The organism is Pseudomonas sp. 31-12 (assembly GCF_003151075.1).
In the GTDB taxonomy this organism is placed as follows: domain Bacteria; phylum Pseudomonadota; class Gammaproteobacteria; order Pseudomonadales; family Pseudomonadaceae; genus Aquipseudomonas.
Window position 1 is genome coordinate 806,759 of sequence record NZ_CP029482.1, and the last position, 15,643, is coordinate 822,401.

At 59.5% G+C, this 15,643-nt stretch carries 12 protein-coding genes and 2 tRNA genes; 10 read left to right on the plus strand and 4 right to left on the minus strand.

The features are described from left to right. Positions 1-61 precede the first annotated feature (61 nt). From DJ564_RS03700 to DJ564_RS03710, 3 genes are all read left to right on the plus strand, one after another. The gene (locus DJ564_RS03700; protein WP_109627704.1) at positions 62-1,249 is read left to right on the plus strand and encodes an ATP phosphoribosyltransferase regulatory subunit; all 1,188 of its coding nucleotides are present in this window, start codon (positions 62-64) and stop codon (positions 1,247-1,249) included. Positions 1,250-1,303: 54 nt separating this feature from the next. After that, positions 1,304-2,596, plus strand: coding sequence for an adenylosuccinate synthase (locus DJ564_RS03705; RefSeq protein ID WP_010464193.1), 1,293 nt, complete (start codon positions 1,304-1,306; stop codon positions 2,594-2,596). 150 nt (positions 2,597-2,746) lie between these two features. Beyond that, on the plus strand, positions 2,747-4,681 hold the full coding sequence (locus DJ564_RS03710) for a methyl-accepting chemotaxis protein (protein ID WP_109627705.1): 1,935 nt from the start codon (positions 2,747-2,749) through the stop codon (positions 4,679-4,681). Positions 4,682-4,805: 124 nt separating this feature from the next. Here DJ564_RS03710 and DJ564_RS03715 read toward each other — a convergent pair whose 3' ends face one another. The 4 genes from DJ564_RS03715 to DJ564_RS03730 all read right to left on the minus strand — a co-directional run bounded on the left by DJ564_RS03715 (position 4,806) and on the right by DJ564_RS03730 (position 8,041). Further along, the gene (locus DJ564_RS03715; RefSeq protein ID WP_109627706.1) at positions 4,806-6,371 is read right to left on the minus strand and encodes an iron ABC transporter permease; all 1,566 of its coding nucleotides are present in this window, start codon (positions 6,369-6,371) and stop codon (positions 4,806-4,808) included. Continuing rightward, positions 6,371-7,381, minus strand: a complete 1,011-nt coding sequence (locus DJ564_RS03720) for an extracellular solute-binding protein (protein ID WP_109627707.1) — start codon at positions 7,379-7,381, stop codon at positions 6,371-6,373. Before DJ564_RS03720 ends, DJ564_RS03715 begins: the two co-directional genes overlap by 1 nt. A gap of 320 nt (positions 7,382-7,701) precedes the next feature. After that, positions 7,702-7,788, minus strand: a tRNA-Leu gene (locus DJ564_RS03725). Between the two features lie 166 nt (positions 7,789-7,954). Continuing rightward, positions 7,955-8,041: transfer RNA gene (locus DJ564_RS03730), tRNA-Leu, on the minus strand. A 226-nt stretch (positions 8,042-8,267) separates the two neighbouring features. On the opposite strand from DJ564_RS03730, the gene rnr reads away from it, so the two are divergent. The 7 genes from rnr (at position 8,268) to dnaB (ending at position 15,584) form a co-directional block, all read left to right on the plus strand. Next, a complete protein-coding gene (rnr, locus tag DJ564_RS03735; protein ID WP_109627708.1) occupies positions 8,268-10,913 on the plus strand; it encodes a ribonuclease R in 2,646 nt (881 codons plus the stop codon). Beyond that, the gene (gene rlmB / locus DJ564_RS03740) at positions 10,910-11,677 is read left to right on the plus strand and encodes a 23S rRNA (guanosine(2251)-2'-O)-methyltransferase RlmB (RefSeq protein WP_109627709.1); all 768 of its coding nucleotides are present in this window, start codon (positions 10,910-10,912) and stop codon (positions 11,675-11,677) included. Before rnr ends, rlmB begins: the two co-directional genes overlap by 4 nt. A gap of 314 nt (positions 11,678-11,991) precedes the next feature. Then, positions 11,992-12,414: a 30S ribosomal protein S6 gene (gene rpsF / locus DJ564_RS03745; protein ID WP_003217491.1), complete on the plus strand. Its 423-nt coding sequence runs from the start codon at positions 11,992-11,994 to the stop codon at positions 12,412-12,414. Positions 12,415-12,442: 28 nt separating this feature from the next. Then, complete coding sequence (gene rpsR / locus DJ564_RS03750) at positions 12,443-12,673, plus strand: 30S ribosomal protein S18 (protein WP_002551829.1); 231 nt, start codon at positions 12,443-12,445, stop codon at positions 12,671-12,673. Between the two features lie 36 nt (positions 12,674-12,709). Beyond that, on the plus strand, positions 12,710-13,603 hold the full coding sequence (locus DJ564_RS03755; protein ID WP_109627710.1) for a hypothetical protein: 894 nt from the start codon (positions 12,710-12,712) through the stop codon (positions 13,601-13,603). Between the two features lie 19 nt (positions 13,604-13,622). After that, positions 13,623-14,069, plus strand: coding sequence for a 50S ribosomal protein L9 (rplI, locus tag DJ564_RS03760; protein WP_003197251.1), 447 nt, complete (start codon positions 13,623-13,625; stop codon positions 14,067-14,069). Between the two features lie 120 nt (positions 14,070-14,189). After that, on the plus strand, positions 14,190-15,584 hold the full coding sequence (dnaB, locus tag DJ564_RS03765; RefSeq protein ID WP_109627711.1) for a replicative DNA helicase: 1,395 nt from the start codon (positions 14,190-14,192) through the stop codon (positions 15,582-15,584). The last annotated feature ends 59 nt before the right edge of the window (positions 15,585-15,643 follow it).

Here is a 15,643-nt window from a genome sequence, read left to right on the forward strand (position 1 = left end):
TTTCTGCTTCACTCAAGGCTCGCCCAACGGCTGGCCGCCCGGATCATAGGGGAATGGCGTAATGGCAACGGTAGACCGCTGGCTGCTGCCAGATGGCATCGAAGAAGTACTGCCACCAGAGGCGGCGCGCATTGAAGTCGCGCGTCGTCAGGTGTTGGATCTGTTCCAGAGCTGGGGTTACGAGTTTGTCGTGACTCCCCATATCGAGTACCTGGAATCCCTGCTGACCGGCGCGGGCTCGGACCTCGATCTGCGTACCTTCAAGGTCATCGACCCGCAATCGGGCCGGCAGATGGGTTTCCGTGCTGACATCACGCCGCAAGTGGCGCGCATTGACGCGCACACCCTGCGTCGCGAAGGCCCGAGCCGCCTGTGCTATGCCGGCAGCGTGCTGCATGCCCAGCCACGTGCCTTGTCGTCCTCGCGCAGCCCGATCCAGTTGGGCGCCGAGTTGTACGGCGATGCCAGCCCGAGCAGCGACGTGGAAGTCATCAGTCTGATGCTGGCCATGCTGCAACTGGCCGATGTGCCGGATGTGCACATGGATCTCGGTCATGTCGGCATCTACCGTGGCCTGGCCCGTGCGGCCGGTTTGTCCGGTGAGGTTGAACAACAGTTGTTCGATGCGTTGCAACGCAAGGCAATCGACGAGGTCATTACCTTGACCGAAGGCTTGCCTGCCGATCTGTCGGGCATGCTGCGAGCGTTGGTCGATTTGTGTGGCGGTCGTGAAGTATTGAGCGCTGCCCGCGAGCGTCTGGCGAATGCGCCGGCGCCGGTTCTGGCGGCGCTGGACGATTTGCTGGCGATTGCCGAGCGTCTGTCAACGCGTTTCCCGGAATTACCGCTTTACTTCGACCTGGGCGAGTTGCGCGGCTACCACTACCACACCGGTGTAGTGTTCGCGGTGTTCGTGCCGGGTGTTGGCCAGTCCATTGCCCAGGGCGGTCGTTACGACGACATCGGCGCCGACTTCGGTCGCGCTCGTCCGGCAACCGGCTTCTCCACCGATTTGAAAACCCTGGTGACCCTGGGGCGTGCTGAGATCGAGCTACCGTCTGGCGGTATCTGGATGCCTGACAGTACGGATGCGGCACTCTGGCAGCAGGTTTGCCAGTTGCGCAGTGAGGGTCAGCGTGTTGTTCAGGCGTTGCCTGGACAACCTTTGGCCGCCGCCCGTGAAGCGGACTGCGACCGGCAATTGATCCAGCAGAACGGGCTTTGGCAAGTATCGCCACTGGCTTCTTGAGTTTTCCTGCCGGCCGCGGCCGGCACCAAGTTTGCGCGAATGAGGACAAGTGTTATGGGTAAGAATGTCGTAGTCCTGGGCACCCAATGGGGTGATGAGGGCAAAGGCAAGATCGTTGATCTGCTGACCGAACATGCTGCCGCCGTAGTGCGCTACCAGGGTGGCCACAACGCTGGTCACACCCTGGTGATCGATGGCGAAAAAACCGTTTTGCACCTGATCCCGTCGGGCGTGCTGCGCGAAGGCGTGCAGTGCCTGATCGGCAACGGCGTGGTGGTTGCACCCGACGCTCTGCTGCGGGAAATCATCAAGCTGGAAGAGAAAGGCGTACCGGTGCGCGAGCGCCTGCGTATCAGCCCGTCCTGCCCGCTGATCCTGTCCTACCACGTAGCGCTGGACCAGGCCCGTGAAAAGGCCCGTGGCGAGCTGAAGATCGGTACCACCGGTCGCGGCATCGGCCCGGCGTACGAAGACAAGGTTGCACGTCGTGGCCTGCGCATCGGTGACCTGTTCCACCGTGAGCGTTTCGCCGCCAAGCTGGGCGAGTTGCTGGACTACCACAACTTCGTCCTGGTCAATTACTACAAAGAACCTGCGATCGACTTCCAGAAGACTCTCGACGAGTGCATGGAATACGCCGAGCTGCTCAAGCCGATGATGCTCGACGTCACCGCCGAGCTGCACGAGCTGCGTCGCGCTGGCAAAGACATCATGTTCGAAGGCGCCCAGGGCTCCCTGCTGGACATCGATCACGGGACCTACCCGTACGTCACCAGCTCCAACACCACCGCGGGCGGCATTGCCACCGGTTCGGGTTTCGGTCCGATGTACCTGGATTACATCCTGGGTATCACCAAGGCCTACACCACTCGCGTCGGTTCGGGTCCGTTCCCGACTGAGCTGTTCGACGACGTTGGTGCATTCCTGGCCAAGCGTGGCCACGAGTTCGGCGCTACCACCGGCCGCGCCCGTCGTTGCGGCTGGTTCGATGCCGTCATCCTGCGTCGCGCTATTGACGTCAACAGCATCTCGGGCCTGTGCCTGACCAAGCTGGACGTGCTGGACGGTCTGGAAACCATCAACATCTGCGTTGGCTACAAGAACCAGGATGGTGCAGTGATTGACGCACCGACTGACGCCGACAGCTACATCGGCCTGGAGCCGGTGTACGAAGAGATGCCAGGCTGGACCGAATCCACCGTCGGCGCCAAGACGCTGGAAGAGCTGCCGCAAGCTGCTCGCAACTACATCAAGCGCGTTGAAGAGTTGGTCGGTGCGCCGATTGACATTATTTCGACGGGCCCGGATCGCAACGAAACCATCGTTTTGCGTCATCCGTTCGCTTAATAAGTCGTTGATGTAAAAAGCAAAGGGTCCTTGATTGGACCCTTTGTCGTTTCTGTCTGCCGGACGGCATGACCTTTGCTGTGATGTTGAATAAAAGCATCGCTTCCAGTGCGCCATCAATTTAATGGCGCCAAAGCAGAGGGATTCCAAGTGTCGGCCGTTCTCTCATTGTTACAAAGCCGTTTGTTGCGGCCTGTGTTCGTTACCCTTGGTATCGCCCTTTTGGTGCAGGTGCTGGTGGCTGTTGCCCTGACTCGGAGCACGGTGACTGCGCTTGAAGCCGATTTGGCTGCTCGCCTGGGTGCTGACAGTCAAAAGCTGTCTGGCGAACTTGAGCAGGCAGGGCGTGAAGTCACGTCAAGCCTGGACAATCTGTCCACCAGTACCCGCCAGCGACTCACTGCTGGCCTGTCTACCCGATTGAAAGACGAGCAGATGCAATTGCGTGCGACGTTGGAGAAGGATCTCAAGGATTCGGCCAACGACATGGCGCAACTGCTGGCGTCGGTCGCCCCGCGTGCCATGTGGGACAGCGACGTTCCAACCCTGTCCGAATTCGCCCGTCGGGCCCAGCGCAATCCCAACGTGTTGTTCGTGGTGTATGACGACGCGACGGGTCAGCACCTGACTCGCTACCTCAATCGCGAAAACCCGATCAACAAGGCGCTCCTCGAGAAAGGCCAGGGCGAGCGTGCGCTGGACAAAGTGCTGGATGCGGCGAAGAACGATCCGTCGGTCTACTACCTCGAAGCCTCGATCAACCCAAACGGCGTGGAAATTGGCAAAGTCTTGATGGGCGTCTCGACCGCCTCGGTGGAAACCGATCTCGCCGCCCTGGATAAACGGTTTGCGGCGCTGATCGCCAGCGGTGATCAGCTAGTCGGCGACAGCCTCAAAGGCGCGGCTGCCGACAGTGCCACCGCAATGCGTGCTCGTCTGACGTCCGCGCAGGCCACGGCTTCTGAAATGAAAGCCAATACCACAAGCACCGTGCAGGAAGCGGCATCGACGTTGCGCTGGCGCATCGGGATGTTCCTGGCGCTGGTTGGTTGCGGTGTGCTGCTGTTGCTCGCTGTTGTGCTGGGCCGTCGAGTGGTCAATCGCTTGAAGATGCTCATCGCTGCAATGGATGATCTGGCTGCGGGCGAGGGCGACCTGACCAAGCGTGTGCAGATCAACAGCAAGGACGAAATCGGCGACATGGCCGCGGCGGTCAATCGCTTTGTGGATAAGTTGCAGCCGATCGTGCGCGAAGCGGGCGATGTGGCCCAGCGCACTGGCGTGGAAATCGGCGCCATGACCCTGCGCAATGCCGGTGCCGACGCGGCGGCGGGCATGCAGCGCGATGAAGTGGCCGAGAGCCTGCGCGCGTTGTCGCAGATGGCGGATGAAGCGCAGTCAGAAAGCCACGCCATGCAGGCGGCCTTGCAGCAGGTGGTGGACATTCGTTCGGCCACCGATGAGAACACCCGGACCTCTGCGAAAGTCGGCAGCCTGATCGAGGCGTTGGCCGGGCAGGTCGATACCGGGTCGAAAGTCATCGAGCGGTTGGCGCAGCAGAGTGAACAGATTGAAGTGGTGCTGACGGTGATTCACGGGATCGCCGAACAAACCAACCTGCTGGCACTGAACGCCGCCATCGAAGCGGCGCGTGCCGGTGAGACCGGTCGCGGCTTTGCCGTGGTGGCGGACGAAGTCCGGGCGTTGGCGAGCAAGACCCAGAGTTCTACCGGCGACATCCAGGCGCACATCGTGGCCCTGCAGCAAGGCGCGCGTGAGGCGGTGGCCGCGATCGGTCAGGCCGGGCGCCAGGCCAATGAAGGGTTGCTGGTGTTGCGCGACAGTGCGCGGTTGCAGCAATCGGTGCAGGCGTCGGTCGAGCAGGTGCATGCGGCGATTGGGCTGGCGACGCAGGCAGCGGCGCATCAGGCGCAAGGCGCGCAGGCGGTGCGCGGTCGGGTTGAGACCATTCATGCGCAGGCCGAGAAAGCGGCTCAGGCGGTGGTAGAGACCACGGCCAGCGGCAAGGTGCTGGATGGGTTGGCAGCGCAGTTGAAGGCGAGCCTGGGGCAGTTCAGGGCTTAGGATTTGTATTGTTCTGGCTGGCCTCTTCGCGAGCAAGCTCGCTCCCACAGTGATTGTTGGTGGACACAAAATGTGTGAACACCTTGGAACTAATGTGGGAGCGGGCTTGCTCGCGCAGGCCATCTCAACGGCTCAAATACATCCGGGTCGTTAGCAGATAAACCGGCAACCCCGACACCAGAATCAACAACGCCGCATATGGCGCCGCCGCCGCAAACTCCACATTCGCGGTATGCGCCCAAACCTCCGTCGCCAACGTATTGAGTCCGGTCGGACTCAACAACAGCGTCGCCGTCAGTTCCTTCATCGCATCCAGAAACACCAGCGCAAACGCTGCACCCAGCGCCGGAAAGATGATCGGTAGCGTCACCCGACAAAACGCACTGAGCGACGACGCCCCCAGCGTGCGTGCAGCCTCTTCCAGTTGCGGTGCCGCCTTGTTCAGTGCCGTGCGAATCGGCGCCTGGGCCAACGGCAAAAACAGCAACGCATAAGCGATCAACAGCAACGCCGAAGTCTGGTAAAGCGCAGGCACGTAGTGCAGGGCGAAATACACCAGCGTCAGCGCAATCACCAGGCCTGGCAGCGCGTGCAGCAGATACGGCAAGCGCTCGGCCCAGATCGCCAGTCGGCCTTTATGGCGCACCACCAGCAAACCCACCGGCACCGCCAAAACCAGGCATAGCGCAGCGCCGCCCAGGGACAACGCCAAGGAAGACAGCAGTGCTTCGCTGATCGCCGCCATCGGAAATGCCGCCGAAGAACCTACCGCCAGCCAGTACGCCAACATCCCCAGCGGAATGCCGCTGCCGATGATCGCCAGTGCCAGACAGTAAACCTGTCCGGCGACCGTCCAGGGCCCCAGTCGAACCTGCTCCGCACGCCGCGCGGCACCCTGGCCGGTGCGCACATGCCGACCTTTGCCGCGTACTCGCAGCTCAAGCCACAACAACACCAGGCACAGCGCCAGAAGCACCGCCGACAGCATCGCCGCATTGGCGTTGCTGAATTCCAGTTCGAATTGCTGATAGATCGCGGTGGTGAAGGTTTGCAAGCCGATGATCGACAGGGCACCGAATTCAACCAGCATGTGCAGGGCGATCAGCAGCGAGCCGGCCAACAATGAAGGCCAGAGCAGTGGCAGGGTGACTCTGAAAAATACACCCCAGCGATTCTGCCCAAGGGTCCGTGCGGACTCCTCTAGGGATGGATCAAGATTGCGCAGGGTTGCCGCGACCGGCAGGAATATCAGTGGATACTTGGACAGGGTCATCACCAGGATCGCCCCACCCAAGCCTTCGAAATGCGCGCTCAGGGACACCCAGGTAAAACTGCTGACGAATGCGGGCACGGCGAACGGCAAACACAGAATTACGCCCCACAAACGCCGGCCCGGCAGATTGCTGCGTTCCAGCAACCAGGCCAGGGATAGGCCGATCACGCCGCACGCAACGGTCACGCCGATCATCAGCGCCAACGTATTGCGCAGCAGCCCGAACACATAAGGCCGCCAAAGCAGATGCAGCGCCTCGGCCCAGCCGGCTTGCCAGGTCTTGAGCGCGACATACGCCAGCGGCAAAAGGCTGAGCACCACCAGCAGCAACACCGGCAGCAGCAGCCAGATAGACGGGCGCTTTCGCCGTGGTACGTAACCCCCGCGCGAGGCGGGGGCGGATAACGATGCGCTCATCAGTTCAAGCCAACGTCACGTTCCAGGTCCAGGGCTTCTTCGGCATTGCCGAGGTCGGCCGGGGTGACTTTCGGCGCTTGCAGTTCGCTGAACGGCTTGAGGCCGCGATCCGATTCCATGCCTTTGTGCAGCGGGTATTCGGCGGTGGTCTGAGTGATCACGCGCTGGCCTTCTTCGCTGGCCATGTAAGCGAGGAATTGCTGGGCTTCTTTTGGATGTTTGCTGGATTTCAGCACGGCGGCGCTGGAAACAGTGATCAGCCCGCCGACGTCGCCGCCGGTGAAGTAATGCAGTTTCGAATCGAGCTGGCCTTTTTCCCGCTGCAAGGCGAACCAGTAGTAGTTGTTCACCAAGACAGTGGCGACTTCGCCATTTTCCACTGCTTTCAGCGCAACCATGTTGTTGCTGTAAGTCTTGCCGAATGCGCGCAGGCCAGTCAGCCATTCTTCAGCCGCGTCCATGCCATGCACTTTGATGATTGCCACGGCCTGTTCCTGGAACGCGCCGCTGGTAGGCACAAAGCCGACCTTTCCTTGCCATTTCGGGTCGGAGAATTCCATCACCGATTTCGGCAGATCTTTTTCATCGATCAGTTTCGGGTTGAACGCGACCACGCGAACCCGGGCGGTGATGCCGATCCAGGTGCCATTGCCGGCAACGTAGTCTTTCGGCAGGACGGCGAGGGTGGCGGCGTCGGTCTGGGCCAGCAGGCCTTGTTCGCCGAGTTTGTTGAGAGGTGGCGATTCTTCGGTGTAGATCACATCGGCAGGGGAGCGATCGCCTTCTTCGACGACCTGGCTGGCGAGCTGGTTGCTGCTGCCTTTGCGCACATTGACGTGAATGCCGGTCTTGGCTTCGAAGGCTTTGGCGACGGCGTCGCCGACTTCCTTGTGTTGGCCGTTGTAGAGGGTCAGGGAAACTGGATCAGCAGCCTGGGTGAGGGGAGTGGCGAGTGCCAGGCCGAGCAGGGTGAAGGTCAGGCCTCGGCGCAGGGTATTTCGAAACATCATTCGCAGGGTTCCTCACTGTCGCATTGCAAAAACTTGAAACAATGATAAACGATATTGTTTCTCAAGTGCGCCTTGCGGGGTGCTGAGGGTTTTGCTAGAGGTTTGTGATCTCTGTGGCGAGGGGATTTATCCCCGTTGGGCTGCGCAGCAGCCCTGAAACGTTTACGACTGCTGCGCAGTCGAGCGGGGATAAATCCCCTCGCCACAAAAGCCCTTTGACTAGGTAACGGGTGTTGGCTTGTTTTTCAGGAGGCCAGAAACGCAAAAACCCGCTTTCGCGGGTTTTTGTGAAATTCAAGATCGTGACCTTGAATTTGAATTGGTGCCCAGAAGAAGACTCGAACTTCCACGACCTTGCGGTCACCAGCACCTGAAGCTGGCGTGTCTACCAATTTCACCATCTGGGCATAATCTTCAGCGTCTCCGCTGTTGATGTGGCGCACTATACGGAGAGCGTTTTGATCTGTAAACCCCTGATTTAGATTTAATAAATCAGATGTTTAGAATGCAAAAAACCCGCTTTCGCGGGTTTTTGTGTGAGCCTTGAAATTGATCTAATCTCAAGCTCGAAATTGGTGCCCAGAAGAAGACTCGAACTTCCACGACCTTGCGGTCACCAGCACCTGAAGCTGGCGTGTCTACCAATTTCACCATCTGGGCAGTATCGGCAACGCTAGTGCGTCGTCGATGGCGCGCACTATACGGAGCGTCTTTTTAACTGTAAACCCCTGGCATCAAAAAAACCTGGAAAATTTTACCGGCGGCATTTAAATCAGCTTTGTGCTGTCGATATAAGGCTTTAGATAGGCTGTCACAGCCTGAAATTTCCCGTTTCATTACGCCTATGCCAAACTAACCCGCATATAGACAAGGTGAAAACTCTCTAATGGCCGATTGGCAGTCCCTCGATCCCGAGGCCGCTCGTGAAGCGGAAAAATATGAAAACCCTATTCCTAGCCGCGAACTGATCCTTCAGCATCTTGCTGATCGGGGTTCGCCTGCTAACCGCGAGCAGTTGGTGGAAGAGTTTGGTCTGACCACAGAAGACCAGATCGAAGCCCTGCGTCGCCGCCTGCGCGCCATGGAGCGCGATGCCCAGCTTATTTACACGCGTCGCGGCACGTATGCGCCGGTGGACAAGCTCGACCTGATCCTCGGCCGCATCAGCGGTCACCGTGACGGCTTCGGCTTCCTGGTCCCGGACGACGGCAGCGACGACCTGTTCATGAGCCCGGCGCAAATGCGTCTGGTGTTCGATGGCGACCGTGCGCTGGCCCGTGTTTCCGGTCTCGACCGTCGCGGTCGCCGCGAAGGCATGATCGTCGAAGTGGTGTCCCGTGCCCACGAGACCATCGTCGGTCGCTACTTCGAAGAGGGCGGTATCGGCTTCGTGGTAGCAGACAATCCGAAGATCCAGCAAGAAGTGCTGGTCACTCCGGGTCGTAATGCCAACGCGCAGATCGGTCAATTCGTCGAAGTGAAGATCACTCACTGGCCGACGCCACGCTTCCAGCCGCAAGGCGACGTGGTCGAAGTCGTGGGCAACTACATGGCGCCGGGCATGGAAATCGATGTCGCCCTCCGCGCGTACGATATCCCGCACGTCTGGCCTGAAGCGGTCTTGAAAGAAGCCGCCAAGCTCAAGCCTGAAGTCGAAGAGAAAGACAAAGAGAAGCGCATCGACCTGCGTCATCTGCCGTTCGTGACCATCGACGGCGAAGACGCGCGCGATTTCGATGACGCTGTTTACTGTGAAGCCAAGCCGGGCAAGCTGCGCCTGTTCTCCGGCGGCTGGAAGTTGTACGTGGCGATCGCCGACGTTTCCAGCTACGTGAAGATTGGTTCGGCCCTGGACAACGAATCCCAGGTTCGCGGCAACTCGGTGTACTTCCCCGAGCGCGTCGTGCCGATGCTGCCTGAGCAACTGTCCAACGGCCTGTGCTCGCTGAACCCGCACGTCGATCGCCTGGCCATGGTTTGCGAGATGACCATCTCCAAATCCGGCGAGATGACCGACTACTGCTTTTACGAAGCGGTGATTCATTCCCACGCCCGCCTGACCTACAACAAAGTCAGCGCGATGCTGGAAACGCCGAAACTCACCGAGGCGCGTCAGCTTCGCGGCGAGTACAACGATGTTCTGCCGCACCTGAAGCAGCTTTACGCTCTGTACAAAGTGCTGCTCGGCGCTCGTCACGTGCGTGGCGCGATCGATTTCGAAACGCAGGAAACCCGGATCATCTTCGGTACCGAGCGCAAGATTGCCGAAATCCGTCCGACCGTTCGTAACGATGCGCACAAGCTGATCGAGGAATGCATGCTGGCGGCCAACGTGGCCACCGCCGAATTCCTGAAAAAGCACGAAATCCCTGCGCTGTATCGCGTCCACAACGGCCCGCCGCCGGAGCGTCTGGAAAAACTGCGCGCCTTCCTCGGCGAGCTCGGCCTGTCACTGCACAAAGGCAAGGACGGCCCGTCGCCGAAGGATTACCAGGCGTTGCTGGCCAGCATCAAGGATCGTCCGGATTTCCACCTGATCCAGACCGTCATGCTGCGTTCGTTGAGCCAGGCTGTGTACAGCGCCGATAACCAGGGCCACTTCGGCCTGAATTACGAAGCCTATACCCACTTCACCTCGCCGATCCGCCGTTACCCGGACTTGCTCACGCACCGGGCGATCCGCAGCGTGATCCATTCGAAACAGGACACCCCGCACGTTCGCCGTGCTGGCGCGATGACCATTCCGAAAGCGCGCATTTATCCGTACGACGAAGCAGCACTGGAGCAGCTCGGCGAGCAATGCTCGATGAGCGAACGCCGTGCCGACGAAGCCACCCGCGACGTCGTGAACTGGCTCAAGTGCGAGTTCATGAAAGACCGCGTGGGCGAATCGTTCCCGGGTGTGATCACCGCCGTGACCGGTTTTGGCCTGTTCGTCGAATTGACCGACATCTACGTCGAAGGCTTGGTGCACGTCACCGCGCTGCCGGGCGATTACTATCACTTCGATCCTGTGCACCACCGTCTCGCCGGTGAGCGCACCGGTCGCAGCTTCCGCCTTGGCGACACCGTCGAAGTGCGCGTCATGCGCGTGGACCTCGACGAACGCAAGATCGACTTCGAGATGGCTGAAAAAACCATCAGCGCGCCGATCGGTCGCAAGAAGCGCGGGACTGAAAAAACTGAACCAGCCGCCAAGACGACGGCTGCTAAAACCTCGGCTAAAACCGCTGTAGAACCCGCTCCGGCGAAAACCGGTCGTCGTCCTGCCAAGGAAAAGGCTGTCGAGGCCTATCGCCCAAGCGATGCGGCGGCGAAAAATGCCGAGCTGCGTAAGAGCCGTGAATTGAAGCAGGCGTTGCTGTCTGAAGCGAAAAGCGGCGGTAAAGCGGCGTCTGGGGGAAAGACCGGACGGTCGGCGCCTGACAAGGCTCCCGGCAGCAAGCCAAGCAAACACCGTAAAGGCCCGCCAAAAGCGGGTTCGGCCCCAGCCAAAAGCGGCGGGGCGCGTAAACCTAAGGCCAAGCCATGAGTCAGTTGGAAAAGATCTACGGCGTGCATGCTGTAGAAGCGTTGCTGCGTCACCACCCGAAACGCGTCAAGCAGATCTGGCTGGCTGAAGGCCGCAGCGATCCGCGGGTTCAGACGCTCATCGAACTGGCTGCGGAAAATCGCGTAGCCGTCGGCAACGCCGAGCGCCGTGAGCTGGATGCCTGGGTTGAGGGCGTACACCAGGGCGTAGTGGCGGACGTGAGTCCGAGCCAGGTCTGGGGCGAGGCGATGCTCGACGAACTGCTCGATCGCACCGAAGGCGCACCGCTGTTGCTGGTGCTCGACGGCGTGACCGATCCGCACAACCTCGGTGCTTGCCTGCGTTCTGCCGATGCGGCGGGCGCGCTGGCAGTGATCGTGCCGAAGGACAAGTCAGCCACCTTGACCCCGACGGTACGGAAGGTTGCTTGTGGCGCGGCGGAAGTGATTCCGTTGGTTGCCGTGACCAACCTGGCGCGTACTCTGGAAAAACTCAAGCAGCGTGGCTTGTGGGTCGTCGGTACGGCGGGCGAGGCTGAGCAGAGTCTGTATCAGCATGACATGACCGGCCCGACCATCCTGATCATGGGGGCGGAAGGCAGTGGCATGCGTCGCCTCACCCGTGATCTGTGCGACTACCTGGTGCACTTGCCGATGGCCGGTAGCGTCAGCAGTCTCAACGTGTCCGTGGCGACTGGCGTTTGCCTGTTTGAAGCCTTGCGCCAGCGCGGCGTCAAAGCCGCCGGAACCGGCAAAAAGTCCTGAGTCAGTTGTAATCCCTGTGGGAGCGAGCTTGCTCGCGATAGCGGAGTAACATTCAGCATCAATGTCGAATGTTACGCCCTCATCGCGAGCAAGCTCGCTCCCACAGTGGTTTGTGGTGGGGCAAAAAATAGTGAGTGAACGAACTGTTCAAATAATCACCAATTGCCTTGCACCTCTCACGCCCCTTCTCTACAATTGCGCCCCTTGCTGTGACGGCAGGCACGCATGTGTCTATCGCAAGCAAGTCCATAAGTGTCATTCACTCCTTGTCTGACCGCTTTTTAGCGGCAGGCTACAACCCGTAAGGAGCATTCATGCGTCATTACGAAATCATCTTTTTGGTCCACCCGGATCAAAGCGAGCAAGTCGGCGGCATGGTTGAGCGTTACACCAAGCTGATCGAAGAAGACGGCGGCAAAATCCACCGTCTGGAAGATTGGGGCCGTCGTCAACTGGCCTACGCAATCAACAATGTTCACAAGGCTCACTACGTGATGCTGAACGTTGAGTGCACTGGCAAGGCCCTGGCCGAGCTGGAAGACAACTTCCGCTACAACGATGCAGTGATCCGTAACCTGGTCATCCGTCGCGAAGAAGCCGTTACCGGCCAATCCGAGATGCTCAAGGCTGAAGAAAACCGCAGTGAGCGCCGTGAGCGTCGCGACCGTCCTGAGCACGAAGGCGCTGAAAGCGCTGATAGTGATGACAGCGACAACAGCGATAACGCTGACGAGTAATCCACGGACCTTTTAAGGAGCCTATCAAATGGCACGTTTCTTCCGTCGTCGTAAATTCTGCCGCTTCACCGCTGAAGACGTGAAAGAGATCGATTACAAAGATCTCAACACTCTGAAAGCCTACGTATCCGAGACCGGCAAAATCGTTCCAAGCCGCATCACCGGTACCAAAGCTCGTTATCAGCGTCAGCTGGCCACCGCTATCAAGCGCGCCCGCTTCCTGGCCCTGCTGGCCTACACCGACAGCCACGGCCGCTGAGACCGGGCAGTCGACACGTAGCAAAGGATTGAATGCATGCGCGCCTTAGCTGAGTTCATCATGCGCGGCCGTATGCAGGCCACTCTGGTAGTGGCTGGATGCGCAATATTGCCGTTGTTGTATTGGTTGGGTGCTGCCGCTGGATGCCTTGTGCTCCTGCGGCGCGGATTGAAGGACGCCCTTGGCGTACTTGCTCTGGGACTGCTGCCGGCGTTGATCTGGTGGCTTTACTCCGATGACCCACGGGCACTTCTGGTGCTGCTGGGGTCTTCGAGCCTTGCGTTGGTTTTGCGCGCAAGCGAGTCCTGGAACCGCGTGCTGCTGGTCAGCATAGCGATGGGGGTGGTGTTTGCAGTGGTGCTGGGGACAGTTTTTGCTCCCCAAATCGAGATGCTGGCGCAGGCTTTGATAAAAGTCATGCCGTCGCTACTCGGTGATGTCTACCAGAAGTTGTCGGTAGACGAGCAAGCGCATTTTGCGTCCCTGATTGCACCGGTCCTGACCGGCCTGATTGCGGCCTTGTTGCAAATCGTCAGTGTGCTGAGCCTGATTGTCGGGCGCTACTGGCAGGCGTTGTTGTACAACCCGGGTGGTTTTGGTCGCGAGTTTCGCGCCATCCGATTCCCGCTTTTACCAGCGATGTTGCTGCTGGCGTTCATGCTTCTGGGGCCGAATATCGGTCCTCAGATGGCCATGTTGACGCCGTTGTGCAGCGTACCGCTGGTGTTCGCCGGGCTGGCCCTGATTCACGGGCTGGTGGCGCAAAAGCGACTGGGCAGATTCTGGCTGGTGGGGTTGTACGTCACGCTGTTGCTGTTCATGCAGCTGATCTATCCGTTGCTGGTGGTCTTGGCCATCGTCGACAGCCTGATTGATTTTCGCGGTCGTTCGACGCCGAAAGACGTCGATAGCGCGAACGGTGAAGGTTAAAAGTTAAGAGGATTTTCACATGCAACTGATCCTTCTGGAAAAAGTCACCAACCTGGGCAACCTGGGTGACAAAGTAAACGTCAAGGCTGGTTACGGTCGTAACTACCTGCTGCCTTACGGCAAAGCTACCGCTGCGACCGCTGCCAACCTGGCTGCGTTCGAAGAGCGTCGCGCTGAGCTGGAAAAAGCCGCAGCAGACCGTAAGACTTCGGCTGAAAGCCGTGCCGCCCAACTGGCTGAGCTGGAAGTGACTATCACTGCCACCGCTGGTGACGAAGGCAAGCTGTTCGGTTCGATCGGTACTCACGACATCGCTGATGCACTGACCGCCTCTGGCGTTGAAGTGGCAAAAAGCGAAGTTCGTCTGCCGAACGGCACCATCCGCAACGTAGGCGAATTCGACGTAGCCGTGCACCTGCACGCCGAAGTTGAAGCCACCGTACGCGTTGTCGTGGTAGCAGCTTAAGCAGCACTTGTCGGCTGGCACCCTCGGGTGCTTGCCGGTAACATCGGGCACGATCCTGTTTACAGGTCGTGCCCTTTGTCTTTCTGAAACCCCTGCTTTTCATAAAATAACCAAGTGGCCATGAACGATATCTCCGCTCCCGAGCAATACGATCTGCAAACCGCTGCCCTGAAGGTGCCGCCGCATTCCATCGAGGCCGAACAGGCTGTGCTCGGTGGTTTGATGCTGGACAACAACGCCTGGGAACGCGTGCTGGATCAAGTCTCCGACGGCGATTTCTATCGACATGACCACCGTTTGATCTTCCGTGCGATCGCCAAGCTCGCCGACCAGAACTCCCCCATCGACGTCGTGACCCTTGCCGAGCAATTGGACAAGGAAGGTCAGACCTCGCAAGTGGGCGGCCTCGGTTACCTCGGTGAGCTGGCGAAAAACACCCCGTCCGTCGCCAACATCAAGGCGTATGCGCAGATCGTCCGCGCGCGGGCGACCTTGCGACAGTTGATCGGCATCGCCACCGAAATTGCCGACAGCGCTTTCAACCCGGAAGGCCGCACGGCTGAAGAGATTCTCGACGAAGCCGAACGGCAGATCTTCCAGATCGCCGAGGCCCGGCCAAAAACCGGCGGCCCGGTGAGCGTGAACGATCTGTTGACCAAGGCCATCGACCGCATCGACACCTTGTTCAACACCGATAACGCCATCACCGGCCTGTCCACCGGCTACACCGACCTCGACGAGAAGACCAGCGGCTTGCAGCCCTCTGACTTGATCATCGTCGCCGGCCGTCCATCCATGGGTAAAACCACCTTTGCGATGAACCTGGTGGAAAACGCCGTGTTGCGCAGCGACAAGTGCGTTCTGGTCTACTCGCTGGAGATGCCAGGTGAATCGCTGATCATGCGTATGTTGTCGTCCCTTGGCCGTATCGACCAGACCAAGGTCCGTGCCGGTCGCCTGGACGACGACGATTGGCCGCGCCTGACCTCGGCGGTCAACCTGCTCAACGATCGCAAGCTGTTCATCGACGATACGGCCGGTATCAGCCCGTCGGAAATGCGTGCTCGGACCCGGCGTCTGGTGCGTGAACACGGCGATGTCGCTTTGATCATGATCGACTACCTGCAATTGATGCAGATCCCGGGTTCTGGCGGCGACAACCGGACCAACGAGATTTCCGAGATCTCCCGTTCCTTGAAAGCCCTGGCCAAGGAATTCAACTGCCCGGTGGTGGCGTTGTCCCAGCTCAACCGCTCCCTGGAGCAACGACCGAACAAACGCCCGATCAACTCCGACCTCCGGGAATCCGGAGCGATCGAGCAGGATGCTGACGTGATCATGTTCGTGTACCGGGATGAGGTGTATCACCCGGAAACCGAGCACAAAGGCATCGCCGAGATCATCATCGGCAAGCAGCGGAACGGCCCGATCGGTACGTCGCGACTGGCGTTCATCGGTAAGTACACCCGCTTCGAAAACCTCGCACCGGGCAGTTACAACTTCGACGACGAGTAACCCAGAAGAAACCTGTGGCGAGGGAGCTTTTGTGGCGAGGGAGCTTGCTCCCGCTTGAG